Raw genomic sequence first — 16,184 nt, forward strand, 5'->3', positions numbered from 1 at the left:
CAAATAAAAAATTAATTTACCAATAAAAATAAAATCAGGTTGACTTTTAGCTGAATCGAGATGAAATTATGAATCATATTTTAAATATTTTTATAATTGATGTATAACATAAAAATGGAGTTTGATTATGCTTGAACAAGCACAACATGCAGAAACAGCACAGGACACCGAATACCAAAACTCAACTCAACAGCTGCCACAACTGGCTTCTTATGTTTATGGAACATGGCATTCAAGTCATGAAGAAAGACGTACTGTTGTACATGCCATTACTGGCGAACCGATCTATAGCGTCAGCAGTCATGGCATCGACATGCATCAAGCCGTGCAATATGCCAAACAGCATGGTACTGAGCTGGCAAACTGGACCTTTCATCAACGTGCCAATGCCTTAAAACAAATTGCTCAACATTTATTTGAACAAAAAGAACAGTTCTATGCGCTTGCCTACGCCACCGGTGCAACACGTAAAGATGCATGGATTGATATCGAAGGTGGGATTCAGACCTTATTCGCCTATTCAAGTCTGGTACGTCGCGAACTCAATGACGAAAAAATTATCACTGAGGATAGCTGGATTCAGCTCTCTAAAAACGGCACTTTTGGTGCCAAGCATATTCTCAGCCCTAAAGCTGGTGTCGCAGTACATATCAATGCCTTTAATTTCCCGATTTGGGGCATGCTGGAAAAAATTGCGCCTACGCTATTGGCGGGTGTGCCTTGTATCGTCAAACCCGCCACTGATGGTGCTCAACTCACCCAAGCCGTAGTGGAGTCAATCATTGCGACTGGCATCCTGCCGAAAGGTTCTCTACAACTGATTTGCGGACAAATTGATGATCTTTTTGATCACTTAGGCCCACAGGACTGTGTCACCTTTACGGGTTCAGCCCATACAGGACAAAAGCTTCGCAATTATCCCCATCTGAACCAATATTCAATTCCATTCAGCATGGAAGCAGATTCAGTAAACAGTGCGATTCTCAGCCCATCGGCAAATGAAGCAACCATTGATTTATTTGTACGTGAAGTTTTCCGTGAAATGACCACCAAAGCAGGACAAAAATGTACCGCGATTCGTCGTGCCTTTGTACCACAAGCATTACTTGAACAAGTCCAGCAACAACTCAGTGCTAAACTGGCAAAAGTTATTGTGGGTGATCCGCAAAAGCAAGATACGACTATGGGCTCGTTGGCCAGTCCTAAACAAAAACTGGATGTAGCTGCGAAAGTTGCTGAACTGGCAAAAGAAGCCAAAATTGTTTTTGGTGGCGAGACAACATTTAAAATCAATGCTGACCATCCAGAGAAAGGCGCCTTCTTTCCACCGACACTCTTGCGCTGCGAAAAACCATTAGAAGCCATCTCAGTGCATACCACTGAAGCATTCGGTCCTGTATGTACCTTGATGCCGTATCAATCAATCGAGGAACTTGCCGATCTTGTGGCGCGTGGTGAAGGCAGTCTGGTGGCCTCTGTGGTGAAAAACAGTGACGAGAATATCGAACAGATCATTCAAAAAATTGCACCATGGCATGGTCGTGTACACATTCTGGATGAAGAATCGGCCAAAGAAAGTACGGGACATGGCTCTCCACTGCCTCATTTGATTCACGGCGGTCCTGGTCGTGCCGGTGGCGGTGAAGAACTGGGCGGCATTCGTGCGGTAAAACACTATATGCAACGGACGGCGATTCAAGGTTCCCCAAACAGCCTCACACAAGTCACGCATTCATGGACAGCGGGTTCAACTATCAATCAAGATCGAGTCCATCCATTTAAAAAATCATTTGATGAGTTGGTGATTGGTGAACGTTTACTCACCGCACGCCGTACCGTAACTGAAGCCGATATTGTCAATTTTGCCTGCCTCAGTGGCGACTATTTCTATGCGCATACCGATAAAATCGCGGCAGCAGATTCCTTTTTTGGTGAGCGTGTGGCACATGGTTATTTCATCGTTTCAGCCGCAGCAGGTTTATTTGTCGATGCCGCTCAAGGCCCTGTGATTGCCAACTATGGTATGGATAATTTACGTTTTGTTGAACCTGTCAAAATCGGTGATTCTATTCGGGTTGAATTGACCTGCAAACAGAAAACCCCTAAACCACAAAAAGATCCATCTCAACCTGAACATGGTGTTGTGGTTTGGGATATCAAGGTTAAAAATCAGCGAGATGAATTGGTTGCGACCTATGATATTTTAACTTTGGTTGCCCGTGCAGCTTAAACTAAGTACCTTGATGGATAGCATTGCATATCCATCAACCACCTTCAAAATATGCCGTGTTAAAAATAAATTCAATTCAGGAAAATCCATGAGTGCCTATATCATTCTTATTCGTAAACAATTAAAAAACCAAGATGAAATGAAGACCTACACCACTTTGGCACGTCAAGCGAGTCAAGGTTTTGATGCTGAACCGATTGTGTTTTATGGTCAGTCCATTGCATTGGAAAATATTGAAAGCGACGGGGTAGCCATCATTAAATTTAGTAATATGCAGGAAGCACAAAATTGGTATCACAGTGATGCCTATCAACAGGCCAAAAAGCATCGTGATTTAGCGGGTGAATATATGGTGATTCTGACCGAAGGATTAGGCTAATGAGGGAGACCAATAAATGGCAGAGTTACCTCGCTAAACAATAAACAGATTAAGCCGAGCACAGACCTCTGTCATTTTGGTCAATTTTAAAAAAAATAATTTTCTCTATATTTTATTTAATAATTAAAAAACAACAACATAAAAAACAGTAAAGTGCTATTTCACCCTTTATCTATCTCCAATCGGCATGTCAAACAAGACATAGTTTTTTGATCAGGAGCATGTCAGCATAAATTTACAACCATCCTCTAGGATAAAATCATGTCGAATATGATGAATAAGGCTCAAGGTCTTGGGCTATCTTTGATCACTAAACTCGCAGGAAGCGAAATGCTTGATCAACTCAAATTAAGAAAATTTGTAGAGAAATCATTATATCAAGGTTCAAAAACTGGCTTTAAAGTACTCAATAAAACACAAAAAGCATTTAAGCCACAACCAATCGATAAACAGCGCCTCCCAAATCAGACCAACAAAAATCTGTTTGATCTCAGTCTGACCGAAGAACAGCAAATGACGGTTGATGCCATGTCACAGTTTGCTGAGGAAGTGCTCTACACATTGGCACATGATGCAGATCATCATGCTCAATTTCCTGAAGAACTGTGGCAACATTTGGTTGATTTGGGGCTTAACTATTATGCGTTGCCAGAAGCATTGGGTGGTGTGGCAGCAGAGCAGAATATTGTCAGCAATATCCTGATTGCGGAAAGCTTGGCTAAGGGTGATTTCAGTCTGACCGCAGGTTTACTCAGTACCTTCAGTGTCATTAATGCTATAACTCGTTGGGGTTCAACTCAAGTGCAATCGATGTACTTACCTGTGTTTGCAGAAGATACTGATGTTACGGCGACGTTCGCCTTTCAGGAGGCGACCCCTGCTTTTAACCCATACCAGTTAAAAACCACGGCAACAGAAGCCAATGGGCAGTTCTATATCACGGGTGAAAAGAGCTTGGTGGTTTTGGGAGACACCGCAGATGTCTTTCTCGTCAGTGCAGAATTCAACGGCAAGCCTGATATTTTTGTGGTGCAATCCAATGAAACGATTGCCATCAAAGCCAACCCTGCAATGGGCCTAAAGGCCACTGAAACCGCAACCCTTCAATTTAATCAAACGCCAGCCTTACGTTTAGGAGATGCTGATTTTGATTACACCGCCTTTGTCGATCTGGGTAACTTGATGTGGTGTGCGATGGCGGTTGGAACCTGTGAAGCAATCAAAGCCTACTGCATCAAATATGCCAATGAACGTACTGCCTTCGGTGAACCAATCTCACATCGTCAAAGTGTCGCTTTTATGATTGCAGATATGGCGATTGAAATTGATGCAATGCGTATGTTGGTTCTTAACGCAGCAAGTTTGGCAGAAGCTGGCAAACCCTTTCATCGGGAAGCCTATCTTGCTCGCCTGCTTTGCGCTGAGAAATCAATGAAAATGGGGACAGATGGCGTTCAGATTCTTGGCGGTCATGGCTTTACCAAAGAGCATCCTGTTGAGCGCTGGTATCGTGATCTTCGTGCAACTGCAATCTTGCATTCTGGCTTACATGCTTAATTTTGGAGAACAATAATGAATTTACAAAATCCGAAAAAATTCAAAATGCTGATTGATCAAGCACACGAGACTGCACTCAATGTACTCCGTCCAATTTCACGTAAATACGATAAAGCAGAACATGCCTATCCCAAAGAACTTGATATGCTGGCGGCTTTGCTGGATGGCATGAATGAAAGTGGTGAAGGTGTTGGCGCTGCCAATGCCAGTAAACGTGGAACAGCTAATCTGGACGCTGTTGTAAACGGCGGCAATATGTCTGCGGCGCTTGGCATTATTGAAATGTGCTATGGCGATACTGGTCTCTTACTGAGTATGCCCCGCCAAGGTCTAGGCAACTCTGCGATTGCAGCAGTCGCCAATGATGAACAGCTAGAACGCTTCAAAGGCACTTGGGCAGCCATGGCAATTACCGAGCCGGGTTGTGGTTCAGATTCAGCTGCGATTCGCACCACAGCAACCAAAGATGGCGATGATTATATCCTGAATGGTGAGAAAATCTTTGTCACTTCGGGTGACCGTGCTGATTCGGTTGTGGTCTGGGCAACCTTAGATAAGAAATTAGGTCGTGCTGCGATCAAGTCTTTTGTGGTACCGAAAGGTACACCCGGCATGAAAGTTGAGCGGCTTGAGCATAAACTTGGGATTAAAGCTTCTGACACGGCAGTGATTAGCTTTATTGACTGTCGTGTACCTGCTGCCAATTTGCTGGGTAATCCTGAAATTGATGTGGCTAAAGGTTTCGCAGGCGTGATGGAAACCTTTGACAATACCCGTCCACTGGTAGCAGCCATGGCAGTTGGTTGTGCCAAAGCCTCCTTAGAACGCATCAAAGAAATTTTCAAAGATCAGCTTGATCCAGACTACACCACACCCTACTTACAAACCTCAAATCTAGCTGCGCAAATCTATCGTATGGAAGCTGAGTGGGAAGCTGCACGTCTCTTGATGATCAAGGCAACATGGATGGCAGACAATAAAAAGCCGAACTCGAAAGAGGCTTCGATTGCCAAAGCCAAAGCAGGTCGTGTTGGTAATGAGATTACTCTCAAATGTGTCGAACTTGCAGCAAGTGTTGGCTATGCTGAAGATGAATTATTGGAAAAATGGGCGCGGGATTCAAAAATTCTGGATATTTTTGAAGGCACGCAACAGATTCAACAATTGATTATTGCCCGCCGTGAATTGGGTAAATCATCTAGTGAACTAAAATAATCTTGAATCGGCAATAATCTAAAAAGGACGTTGCCATAACGTCCTTTTTATTGAGTGCCTGATCCAATCCTATCTCATCGTTACAAATTCTTCTGCGGAAGTTGGGTGAATGGCAACGGTATTATCAAAATCCTTTTTGGTTGCACCCATTTTCAAAGCCACCGCAAAACCTTGCAGAATCTCATCCATACCAAAACCTATGCCATGAATACCCACAACTTTTTCCTCCTCACCAACACAAACCAATTTCATTTTGGTCGGTTGGCGATGTTGAGTAATGGCACTATACATGGCCGTAAACGAGGAGTTGTAGACTTTCACAGCTTGTTGTCCATATTTTTCAATGGCTTCTTGCTCTGTGATCCCCACCGTTCCAATCGGTGGATGGCTAAATACTACTGTTGGAATATTATCGTAATTTAAATGTTCATCAGGCTTATGATTAAAGAGTCGTTCAGACAATCGACGCCCAGCTGCGACAGCTACAGGTGTCAGCTCCATTTTCCCTGTAATATCTCCAACAGCATAGACACCTTTTTGTGAGGTATTCTGGAATTTATCCACTTGGATATAACCACGATCATCCAACTGAACATTGGCTTTGTCCAAATTTAAACTCGCCGTATTGGGTTCTCGACCCGTTGCCCAAATCAAGCAATCTACAGTATGATTTTCGCCATTTTCTAGATGCAGCACGACTGAACCATCAACATTTTTGGTGACTTTCTTGGGAACTGCTTGGATATGCACAGTGATACCATCGGCTCGCATCACCTCCACCAGAGTTTCACTCAAAAACGAATCAAAACGTCTTACGGGTAAATCTTTACGAATAAACAATCCAACCTGAGAACCTAAAGCATTCAGCACACCCGCCAATTCAACCGCAATATAACCTGAACCAATCACGGCGGTGGTTTTTGGTAAAGCACTTAATTCAAAGAAGCCATTCGAATCTATACCATATTCAACACCCTCAAGATCAGGCAATGAGGGCTGTGTCCCTGTTGCAATCAGGATATGATCTGCTGTGAATCGCTCACCATTGACTTCAATGGTATGAGCATCAATAAAATGTGCTGCACCATGAATGAGATCTACTTTATTCTTACTTAGGCTATTTTGATAGGATTGGTGAATGCGCTCAATATAGGCTTGACGATTATTGATGAGCGTTTGCCATTCAAAAGATTCAACCTTACTATTAAAACCATAATCAGGGCCGTATTTTTGAATCGATTCCGCCACATGTGCGGCATACCACATTACTTTTTTCGGCACGCAGCCAACATTGACACAGGTTCCACCTATTTCAGCTTTTTCGATCAACGCACACTTTTTACCATACATTGCAGCGCGATTGACTGATGCAATACCACCGCTACCACCACCAATCGCAATATAATCATAATGTTTTGTCATCTTCATCTCATCAATTTGATTACAAGATTTTTGTTTGTTCTCCGCTATAGATATACAGCAACAAAGTGCAAAAGCCGTTGTTTTTTAATTTTTTTATACAAGAAAATAAAAAGGCACTGATGATGGCTCATCAGTGCCTTGCTTTTGGGAAGCTTTTTGGATTATTCAGTTGTCACAGCTTCAACCTGAACTTGTTGCAAAGATTGATCGACTACACCAAACTTCTTAAACAGTTTTGCACGACGTTTTGGATAAATATTGGCTTTATTCAAATCACCTTTATAGTGATCAAATACGCGCTTATCCATCATTTTTGACCATAATGGTGGAATTAACGCAGGTAACAACATACTTGCATAACCACTTGGCAATTCAGGCGCTTCATCAAAATGACGTAATGCCTGGAAAGGACGGGTTGGATAAGCGTGATGATCAGAGTGACGCTGTAATTGATACAAGAATAAGTTAGTCACAATATTATTATTGTTCCAGCTATGTTCTGGCATGGTTCGCTCATACTTACCATTTTTGTCTTTTTGACGTTTCAAACCATAGTGTTCGATATAATTAATAATCTCGAATAAACTAATGCCATAGAATGCTTGAGTCGCTAAATAAGGAATAACCCGCTTACTAAACAAACCGACCATCGAGCCATGAAAAGCAGCACTCATGCCCCAACCTTGCAAGAGTTCGTTTTCAGTTGACCAGAATTCTTTACCTTTACGTTTTAAGCGATTGGTTTCAATCTCAATGGCTGATTTGAATGAACCAATCACGGTACGTGGCCAAAATTCATAGAATGTTTCACCCATTTGTGAAGATGCAGGATCTTCAGGTGTTGCCGCACGTTTGTGGTGGCCATAAGGATGTTCGACACGGAAATGATTATATCCTGTCGGTACCAATGCCAAATGTGAAAGAATATGATCAATACGATCAGGTTTATGGCTCAACTCATGTGCGGTGTTAATGGCGATACCATTAATCGCCCCCATGGAAATCCCGAGGAAAATCTTATCAAGAAATGACGTTTCTTTACGACTTGATAGATAACATGCATAAACATTAGCTACATATTGTAATGGAATAAAGCTTTTAACCAAACGCGAATAATATGGGTCTTTCTCAAGCAGCCGAATATCTTCATCTGTTGGGTTATTAGCATCTTTACCAATAATCGTATCGATCGTCGGAATGACAATATGTAAAACAATTGGTCCACCTAAAGCAAAGATTTTTTTCAATGGACGCGGTGCGAATTGATAACCTGCTAAAATCCCGATTCCGATTACAGGTAAAGCTGGGCTAATGGCCCATAAATAACGTTTACGATCCAACTCCGTTTTTGACTTTGGAATGCTTACTGGCGTAAGTTCTTGCTCAACATTTACTGGCGCATTCATCATCGAATCCATGTCTTTGTATATATAAGTATATTTTGAGGAATTATGAAATTCATGACAGTTGCAAGCGTCCAAAAAAGCTATGTCAAAGTCTTTGGCATCATCCTCCCTGTTTTTGTCCTAAAAACACATATTGAGTTATTGGCGTAGCTCACTATAATTTAAATGAATACCCCATTTAAAAATCATATGGATGCTTTAAGTAAAATATTTGCTGATATACATTTAAATCACACTGAATATATCTACTTGAAAACTCAAGGAGAATGGAGTTTTATCTGCCAAGATCAAACTGCGTTAATTGTTCACATTGTTTTAGTTGGTTCTGTTTTTATTCAAATTGACGCGCAAAATAGCTTAACTGCACACGTAGGTGAAATTGTGGTTATTCCGTCTGGAAAAGCACATACAGGTGCAGATAATACAATTACTAAACTGGTTGATGCCGTTGATATTTCAAAGCTGTTCGATGGTCATAAAGAAGAAGCCATCGAATTCGGTACAAACTCATCCGAGAAAAACTTAATTTTAACTGTTCGCTGCCAAATTGATACCATTATGGCACGCCCATTTATTCAGGCATTACCCCCATTAATTCATCTTCAACATGGCGATACCAATGCACCAGAATGGTTACAAATCGGTCTACACTTTCTCGCTCTTGAGACCCAAAATATCCAAGCAGGACGCGATATCATCATTGATCATCTGGTAAATATCTTATTGATCAAATGTATTCGAGATCATATCCAACAAATTTCAACTCAGCATGGCTGGCTCAGTGCTTTAAACCATCCCGAACTTAGTAATAGCCTTGCTGCAATTCACAACCACCCTGAAGAAGCCTGGACGGTCGAGCTACTTGCTGAACAATGTTGCATGTCACGCTCAAAGTTTGCCAACCTCTTCCATGAAGTGATTGGCGAATCACCACTCGCTTATTTACAACAACATCGTATGCGCTTGGCCAGTCAATATTTGCGTAAAAGTAACTATTCGATCCAGCAAATTGCCAATAAAGTTGGCTATTCATCTGAAACCGCTTTTAGTCAGGCATTCAAGCGAACTTTTGAACACTCTCCGAAACAATATCGGCAGCAATTTATTGAACAAGAAAATTGAAGTCATAAAAAAAGACACCGTGGTGTCTTTCTTTTCTGCTCAGTGATTAACGCACAATACCACGCGTCGATTGCTCTAGTGAGTCAATGAACAATTGCGCCTCAGGCGTTTTAACCAAAATTTCGTTACGAATTTGTTCAATCGCCTGTTCAGTGGTTAATCCAGACTTATAGATCAGTTTATAAGCTTCTCTTAAACCTTGGATCGTATCACGAGACCAGCCTTTACGACGCATGCCTTCGATATTCATCCCGTATGCACGTGCTGGATTTCCAGACGCCATAACATAAGCTGGGACATCTTTAAGAATCAAGGCAGCACCACCAATCATGCTATAAGAATCGATCTTACAGAACTGATGAATACCGGCATTACCACCAACGATCACATGATCACCAACATGTACATGTCCAGCAATGCCCACATTATTGGCAAAAATATTGTGGTTACCAATCACACAGTCATGTGCAATATGCGTATTCACCATTAATAAGTTATGGCTTCCAATCTTAGTAATACCATGATCCTGAGCTGTTCCGCGATGTAAAGTACAGTGCTCACGAATCTTATTATTATCACCAATCTCTAACCATGTTTCTTCACCTTGATATTTTAAATCTTGGCAAATTTCCCCAATACTTGAGAACTGGAAAAGATCATTATTTTTACCAATTCTGGTAAAACCACCAATAACAACATGTGAATGTAATTTTGTACCAGAGTCAATACTTACATTTGGACCCACAATACAATACGGACCAATTTGTACATCAGATGCGATTTCTGCAGACGGGTCAATAATTGCTGTAGGATGTATTAAATTTTGACTACTCATGTCTGCTCAATTTTCTGGTGGGAAATAATAATCTCTGCTGTCGCGGCAACCTTACCATCGACACTAGCGGTACAATTGTACTTGTAAATGCCACGTTTTTGCATCACAAGCTCAGATTTTAAGATAAGCTGGTCACCTGCAACCACCTGTTTCTTAAACCTGATTTTTTCTGCACCTGCAAACAAGAACAGCGAACCTGCTTTTGGCTTTTGATTAGTTAACACAAAACCTAATATACCAGAAACTTGTGCTAAAGCTTCAATGATCAGCACACCTGGCATAATTGGATAAGTCGGGAAATGCCCTTGTAAAAACTCTTCATTAATCGAGACGTTTTTATAACCAACAATACTGTTCTCGGTTACTTCTGTAACGCGGTCGACTAATAAAAATGGATAACGATGGGGTAAATATTCACGAATCGTAAGAATATCCATCGGTAATTCAGGCATTGTAAATGCTGGAGAAGTAGACTCAGTCATAATAAATTATTTACGCAACTTAAAGGTTGATTCAAGGGACTCTAATTGAGCTTGCATATGATCAAGTCTTTTAGTGATTTGGGTCAATGGCACATCTGCTAATTGTCTTAAGCGTACAATCGTCTTTTTCCAATGGCTATTTTCAAAAAGTCCCATTCCAGAAGAATAAGTTCCAGCCTCAGAAATATTTCTTGTGACCATTGACATTGCCGTAAGTGTCACATTATCCGCAATTGTAAGGTGTCCAACCATGCCTGATGCACCACCCATGATACAGTTTTTGCCAATCCGAGCGCTTCCAGCAATTCCGCAATTGGCGGCAATCGCTGTATTTTCACCAATATGGACATTGTGAGCAATTTGCACAAGGTTATCAATAATGACACCATCTTCTAAAACTGTGTCATCAAGTGCACCGCGATCTATACTACAATTCGAACCAATACGTACATCATTTCCGATACGAACTGAACCCAATTGTGCAATACGATGCCACTTGCCCTGATAAGGCGCAAAACCAAAACCTTCGGTTCCAATGACAGTATTGGCATGAATTCTGACACGATCTTTTAACTGTGCTGCACCCGTGATGGTAACATGCGCATCAATAAAGCAGTCTTTACCGATTTCAACCTGATCATCAAGAAACGCATGTGCCTGAATAATACTATTATTACCAACGACACAATTTTCACCAATCACAACATAATGCCCAATATAAGCATCATCAGCAATCATTGCTGAAGGATGAATTTGTGCAGTGCTTTCGATGCCACGTTGAGTAATCTTATGTTCAAATAAATGCGTGAGCGTGGCAAAAGCCAGATAAGGATTATCCACGACAATAAAGTTTTGTTTACTCGCAAGCTGTTGTTTCAAAGCTGCAGTAACAATATATGCGCCAGCTTGACTCGCTTCGGCTTGCGCCAAATATTTCTCGCCATTCACAAAGCAGATATGCTGCTTTTGCGCATGCTCTAAACTTGCCAAGTTAGCAATTTGAAAGTCTTTCAGACCAAATTGCTCACCTTTGACAAGGTGAGCAATTTCTTCTAAACGATAAGTACGTCTATTCATTGATTATTTAATTGCATTAACCTTTTGAATCATTTTATCAGTTAAATCATACTGCGCGTCAGAGGCAATCGCAGAATTTTTATTTAAAATGAAGTCTAAATTGTTCTCTTTACGCAATTGTTCAGCAGCTTGCTTCACTCGTGTCTCAAAAGTCGTGTTCATTGCTTGTAAACTTGACTGAACTTTGGTCTGTAACCCTTGCTGAGTTGAGTTAAATTCACTGAGTTTAGACTGATATTGCGCAGTAAGCTTTTGAATATCAGCTTGGTTCATTTTTTGACCATCAGTTTGTGCTTTTTGCTGCAAAGATTCTAACTCTTTACCCAATTGCTCGAGTTTAGTCGATGTTGGTTTTACTGACTGCGTTAAGCTTGCATTTTGCTGCTTAAGATAAGTACTGCTTTCCACAACCTTAGCTAAATCTACTACCGCCAGACCTGCAGCATTTACAGTTGCAGAAACCGTGAAGCCTAACCCTAACATGAGCATTGTTAATTTTTTCATTCTTGCATCCTTTATATATTTTACAGCGCTAAACAAGGTCGTACTTAGAAAGTACGACCGATTTCAAATTGAATAGATTTCGTATCATCGCCTTTTTTATCATTCAGCGGGAACGCATAGCTCAGTGATAAAGGACCAATCATGGTAATCCATGTGAAACCAACACCTACGCTATAGCGCATATTACCAAAATCAAAGCCATTATTATCTTTGCAATACTGTTTGAGGTCGATTTGAGGCTGACCATTAATCAAAGGCGTTTGCGATGAAGTTGGTATTTTACATTGCGTATCAAATACTTGTGCACCTTCAGCAAAAAGTACTGGTCGTACTTGACGAGCCCAATCGCCTTTAAATGGTAAAGGAAGTGCCAATTCAGTACCAAATTGAACTAAGGCATTACCACCTACTTCTTCTGGATCTGGGTCATTTTGCCCAGTCTCACGGAAAATTACACTCGGATACTTAGGCCCCAATGTGCTGTTGTCATAGCCACGTACTGAACCATAACCGCCCGCATAGAAGTTCTTGTAGAAAGGTAGATCATTACCATAACCTAACTTACCATAACCCCGCAGTACAAAGCCGCCCCAGAGTGATTTAAATGCTTGCGCATCATAAGTCAACTTCTGATAGTCAACATCACTGCCTGGTAAACCAATTTCAAGACCAACACGATGTGACATACCCGATGTTGGGAAAATTGGACGATTCAATGTGTTATATGACCAACCTAAATTCAAGTTATAAGTTAAGAATGTACCTTCAAATGCATTCCCATAAGGAACGTCTTTACCAGGACTACAGGTAGAGTTTCCATCAGCATCTTTCACTAAATCTTCTGTTGGGCAATAACTACCATAACCTGTAGTCTTACCACCATTCGCCAATAAGTAGTCACGGATATAAGTCGAAACACTTGGACCGGTACGTACTTTGGTTTGATCAATACCCAAAGATGCACTTAGACTTTGATTTTCATCAATTGGATAACCAAAACTTACACTACCACCAATACTATCGGTGACGTAGTTGTTAACGTTATAGTCTTTGTTTAGCTTGGTCTTACGATAGTAAACGTTATAACCACGGCTCACACCATCAATGGTGAAGTATGGATCAGTCACACTTAAGTTATAGTAATCTTGCGTTTCAGAACGTGATAAATCAATTGCTACACGATTACCCGTACCCATAAAGTTTGTCTGACTTAAACCAGCCTGGAAGGTTACACCACCATTTTGTGAATAACCTACGGCAAGTGTTGTCGTACCAGAATGTTGTTCTTCAACATTTACATTCAAATCCACTTCATCTGGTGAGTTTGGTACACGAACAGGTTTAACATCAACGGTTTTAAAGAAGCCCGTACGCTCTAAACGAACTTTAGAAAGGTCAATTTTCTCATTACTTGCTAATGCACCTTCCATTTGACGCATTTCACGACGTAATACTTCATCCGCAGTTTTACTATTCCCCGTGAAGTTAATACGACGAACGGTTACTTGCTGACCGGGGTTAATATAATAATTCAGGTTAACAATACCTGTTTGATTATTAATCTCAGGTACAACATTCACTTCTGCATAGTAATAGCCTGCATTACCATATTTACGTAAAAGAAGTTGCTTAACGGCATTCACTCTTTCTTGTGAATAGGTTTCGCCATCTTTATACAGTTTAAGTGCTGTTAACTCTTCTGGCTTATAGAGTGCATCACCAAGGAACTTTGTTTCGCCAAATTTAAACTGGCTACCTTCATCCACCGAAACCTCAATAAAGATATGTTTCTTATCTTCGCTGATGTTTAACTGAGAGTTGATGATATTAAAATTGATATAACCTTTGTTTAAATATAAGGCACGTAAAGCTTCTAGACTTGCCGCCATTTTCTCACGCGCATAACGGTCATTACGCGTAACAATTGAAGCCCAGCCACTTTCTTTAACCGCAAAAGCTTGCTTGATATCGCTATCACTAAAGACGGTATTACCAATAATATTGATATCGAATACTTTCGCGGCTGTCCCTTCATTGAAGTTCAGCTTTAATTCAACGCGGTTATTTGGACGTGCAACTGTTTCAACGGTTACATCTGCATCATAACGACCTTGCTGGGTATATTGTTGTTCTAGCTCAGTTTCAATCACCTGCAACGCAGACTTTTTGAAAACTTCACCCTCAGCAATCCCCATCTTCTTTAAACCTTGTTCTAAGGCTTCTTTTGGAATGAGTTTATTGCCTTTGAACTCCAATTTAGAGATAACTGGACGCTCAACAACTTTAAAGACTAATACATTATTTTCTTTAAAAGCTTTAATGTCATCAAATAAACCTGAAGCATATAAAGTGCGGATTGCCTCAGCAATCATTGGATCACTAACTCTATCGCCACTATTTATTGGTAACATAGAATAGATACTTGCAGGTGTTAAACGCACTAAGCCATCAATTCGTATATCTTGTGCAAGAAACTCATCTGCTGCGTATGCTTGTTGTACCACTGCCATCGCACTAACCAGTGCCAAAGGCATTAATAAATGTGTGTGACGCATGCCCATATATTTTCCAGTAAGTTAAATTCCATTTGCGTTTTTATAAACGCATGAAGTCGTTAAATAAAGCCAAAAGCATCATGCTACCGAGCAGTACCATACCAACTTTTAGACCAAACATCTGTATTTGTTCAGAAACAGGTTTACCACGAATTGCTTCAATAAAGTAATACACTAAATGACCACCATCCAGCATTGGAATTGGCAGTAAATTCAGAATCCCCAAACTCACACTCATTAAAGCCATAAATGAGATAAACGTTTGCCATCCCATTTCTGCGCTTTGTCCCGCCACTTTCGCAATCGTGATTGGACCAGAAAGATTATCTAAACCAATTAAACCACGCACCATTTTAATGATGGAGTTAAAAATCATACCTGAAAGCTGTGTTGTCTTCTCGAAAGCGACACCAAGTGCTTCAACTGGTGAATATTGAATGGTTTGCTTATAGTCATTTGGAATCGTGATCTTGCCTGCATCGCTTTTCACACCAAGCATACCTGTGGTATTGCCCATATTATCGCGTTGCCCTTGAGGCATCACCTGTAAATGCACAAGTTGACCTTGACGCATCACATCAATATTCAACAGCTTTTCTGGTGATTTTTGAACGACATCAACCACATCAAACCAATCTTTCATTGCAACATTATCAATTGCAACAATCTGGTCACCCGCTTTCATACCTTGACGGATTGCAGCCCCATCCGCACTCAGTTCTTTGACTGTGGCTGGGATAACAGGACGGTAAGGCAAGAAACCCAACACATCTAAAGGAGATTGACTTTGATCTTTTAAGAACTCTTTGATCGGTAGGCTAAATTGCTTTTCTGCACCGGCACGATCAACAATAATTGAAACCTGTCCAGTCTCACCTACACGGTTAACCAAAGCATAATTCAGTTTTTCCCATGTAGAGGTCGCTTTACCATCGACCATCAACACTTTATCACCTACGTGCAAGTCCACTTGAGCTGCTGGCGTATTCGGCATGATTTTCCCGATACGCGTATTCAGTTGCTCTTGTGCAGGTAAAAATAAAATCCAAAACAGGAACACAGCAAAAATCAGATTAATCAAAGGGCCCGCAGCAACAATTGCAATACGTTTCCATGGAGACTGGCGGTTAAACGCATAAGGTAAATCTTGCTCTGCAACATTTCCTTCACGTTCATCCAGCATCTTGACATAACCACCAAGTGGTAAAGCAGAAAGTTGATATTGGATGCCTGATTTCTTAGATTGCCATTTCAGTAAAGTTGGACCAAAACCGATCGAATAAACCAGAACTTTAACGCCTAATTTGCGTGCGACCCAATAATGACCAAATTCGTGAATTGCGATCAGAGGACCAAGCAATAAAATCGCTGCAACAATCATAAATAGTGCATTCATACGA

General features: G+C 40.9%; 13 protein-coding genes. 5 read left to right on the forward strand and 8 right to left on the reverse strand.

Features of this window, described 5'->3' with window-relative positions; all coding sequences use genetic code 11:
• Positions 1–127 precede the first annotated feature (127 nt).
• From paaZ to F907_RS06975, 4 genes are all read left to right on the forward strand, one after another.
• Positions 128–2,230, forward strand: coding sequence for a phenylacetic acid degradation bifunctional protein PaaZ (gene paaZ / locus F907_RS06990; RefSeq protein WP_016652506.1), 2,103 nt, complete (start codon positions 128–130; stop codon positions 2,228–2,230).
• An 88-nt stretch (positions 2,231–2,318) separates the two neighbouring features.
• Positions 2,319–2,609 carry a DUF1330 domain-containing protein gene (locus F907_RS06985; protein ID WP_016652507.1) on the forward strand — a complete coding sequence of 97 codons (291 nt, stop codon included), beginning with the start codon at positions 2,319–2,321 and terminating at the stop codon, positions 2,607–2,609.
• A 270-nt stretch (positions 2,610–2,879) separates the two neighbouring features.
• Positions 2,880–4,166: an acyl-CoA dehydrogenase family protein gene (locus F907_RS06980; RefSeq protein WP_171068383.1), complete on the forward strand. Its 1,287-nt coding sequence runs from the start codon at positions 2,880–2,882 to the stop codon at positions 4,164–4,166.
• Positions 4,167–4,181: 15 nt separating this feature from the next.
• Complete coding sequence (locus F907_RS06975; protein ID WP_016652509.1) at positions 4,182–5,381, forward strand: acyl-CoA dehydrogenase family protein; 1,200 nt, start codon at positions 4,182–4,184, stop codon at positions 5,379–5,381.
• 69 nt (positions 5,382–5,450) lie between these two features.
• Here F907_RS06975 and gorA read toward each other — a convergent pair whose 3' ends face one another.
• Both gorA and F907_RS06965 read right to left on the reverse strand, forming a co-directional pair.
• A complete protein-coding gene (gorA, locus tag F907_RS06970; RefSeq protein ID WP_016652510.1) occupies positions 5,451–6,803 on the reverse strand; it encodes a glutathione-disulfide reductase in 1,353 nt (450 codons plus the stop codon).
• Between the two features lie 161 nt (positions 6,804–6,964).
• Positions 6,965–8,209: an alkane 1-monooxygenase gene (locus tag F907_RS06965; RefSeq protein WP_016652511.1), complete on the reverse strand. Its 1,245-nt coding sequence runs from the start codon at positions 8,207–8,209 to the stop codon at positions 6,965–6,967.
• Between the two features lie 189 nt (positions 8,210–8,398).
• Here F907_RS06965 and F907_RS06960 point away from each other — a divergent pair, with 189 nt between their 5' ends.
• Positions 8,399–9,331 (forward strand): AraC family transcriptional regulator, encoded by a 933-nt coding sequence (locus F907_RS06960; RefSeq protein WP_032862202.1) that lies wholly within the window; start codon positions 8,399–8,401, stop codon positions 9,329–9,331.
• Positions 9,332–9,377: 46 nt separating this feature from the next.
• On the opposite strand, the gene lpxA is transcribed toward F907_RS06960, so the two are convergent.
• The 6 genes from lpxA to rseP are packed head-to-tail and all read right to left on the reverse strand — an operon-like array spanning position 9,378 to position 16,180.
• Positions 9,378–10,166, reverse strand: coding sequence for an acyl-ACP--UDP-N-acetylglucosamine O-acyltransferase (gene lpxA, locus F907_RS06955; protein WP_005270739.1), 789 nt, complete (start codon positions 10,164–10,166; stop codon positions 9,378–9,380).
• The gene (gene fabZ / locus F907_RS06950) at positions 10,163–10,648 is read right to left on the reverse strand and encodes a 3-hydroxyacyl-ACP dehydratase FabZ (RefSeq protein WP_004653316.1); all 486 of its coding nucleotides are present in this window, start codon (positions 10,646–10,648) and stop codon (positions 10,163–10,165) included. Before fabZ ends, lpxA begins: the two co-directional genes overlap by 4 nt.
• Positions 10,649–10,654: 6 nt before the next feature.
• The gene (gene lpxD, locus F907_RS06945) at positions 10,655–11,725 is read right to left on the reverse strand and encodes a UDP-3-O-(3-hydroxymyristoyl)glucosamine N-acyltransferase (protein WP_016652514.1); all 1,071 of its coding nucleotides are present in this window, start codon (positions 11,723–11,725) and stop codon (positions 10,655–10,657) included.
• A gap of 3 nt (positions 11,726–11,728) precedes the next feature.
• Entirely contained in the window at positions 11,729–12,229 is a 501-nt protein-coding gene (locus F907_RS06940) for an OmpH/Skp family outer membrane protein (RefSeq protein WP_005241310.1), read from the reverse strand.
• Positions 12,230–12,273: 44 nt separating this feature from the next.
• A complete protein-coding gene (gene bamA, locus F907_RS06935) occupies positions 12,274–14,790 on the reverse strand; it encodes an outer membrane protein assembly factor BamA (RefSeq protein WP_016652515.1) in 2,517 nt (838 codons plus the stop codon).
• 34 nt (positions 14,791–14,824) lie between these two features.
• Positions 14,825–16,180, reverse strand: a complete 1,356-nt coding sequence (gene rseP / locus F907_RS06930; RefSeq protein WP_016652516.1) for an RIP metalloprotease RseP — start codon at positions 16,178–16,180, stop codon at positions 14,825–14,827.
• Positions 16,181–16,184: the final 4 nt, after the last annotated feature.

Origin of the sequence: Acinetobacter colistiniresistens, assembly GCF_000413935.1 — a bacterium.
Taxonomy (GTDB): Bacteria; Pseudomonadota; Gammaproteobacteria; order Pseudomonadales; family Moraxellaceae; genus Acinetobacter; species Acinetobacter colistiniresistens.

Bases quoted from the DNA above. Each gene is read 5' to 3' on its own strand.
- paaZ (WP_016652506.1), top strand. From the start codon at position 128: ATGCTTGAACAAGCACAACATGCAGAAACAGCACAGGACACCGAATAC.
- F907_RS06985 (WP_016652507.1), top strand. From the start codon at position 2,319: ATGAGTGCCTATATCATTCTTATTCGTAAACAATTAAAAAACCAAGAT.
- F907_RS06980 (WP_171068383.1), top strand. From the start codon at position 2,880: ATGATGAATAAGGCTCAAGGTCTTGGGCTATCTTTGATCACTAAACTC.
- F907_RS06975 (WP_016652509.1), top strand. From the start codon at position 4,182: ATGAATTTACAAAATCCGAAAAAATTCAAAATGCTGATTGATCAAGCA.
- gorA (WP_016652510.1), bottom strand. From the start codon at position 6,803: ATGACAAAACATTATGATTATATTGCGATTGGTGGTGGTAGCGGTGGT.
- F907_RS06965 (WP_016652511.1), bottom strand. From the start codon at position 8,209: ATGAATGCGCCAGTAAATGTTGAGCAAGAACTTACGCCAGTAAGCATT.
- F907_RS06960 (WP_032862202.1), top strand. From the start codon at position 8,399: ATGGATGCTTTAAGTAAAATATTTGCTGATATACATTTAAATCACACT.
- lpxA (WP_005270739.1), bottom strand. From the start codon at position 10,166: ATGAGTAGTCAAAATTTAATACATCCTACAGCAATTATTGACCCGTCT.
- fabZ (WP_004653316.1), bottom strand. From the start codon at position 10,648: ATGACTGAGTCTACTTCTCCAGCATTTACAATGCCTGAATTACCGATG.
- lpxD (WP_016652514.1), bottom strand. From the start codon at position 11,725: ATGAATAGACGTACTTATCGTTTAGAAGAAATTGCTCACCTTGTCAAA.
- F907_RS06940 (WP_005241310.1), bottom strand. From the start codon at position 12,229: ATGAAAAAATTAACAATGCTCATGTTAGGGTTAGGCTTCACGGTTTCT.
- bamA (WP_016652515.1), bottom strand. From the start codon at position 14,790: ATGGGCATGCGTCACACACATTTATTAATGCCTTTGGCACTGGTTAGT.
- rseP (WP_016652516.1), bottom strand. From the start codon at position 16,180: ATGAATGCACTATTTATGATTGTTGCAGCGATTTTATTGCTTGGTCCT.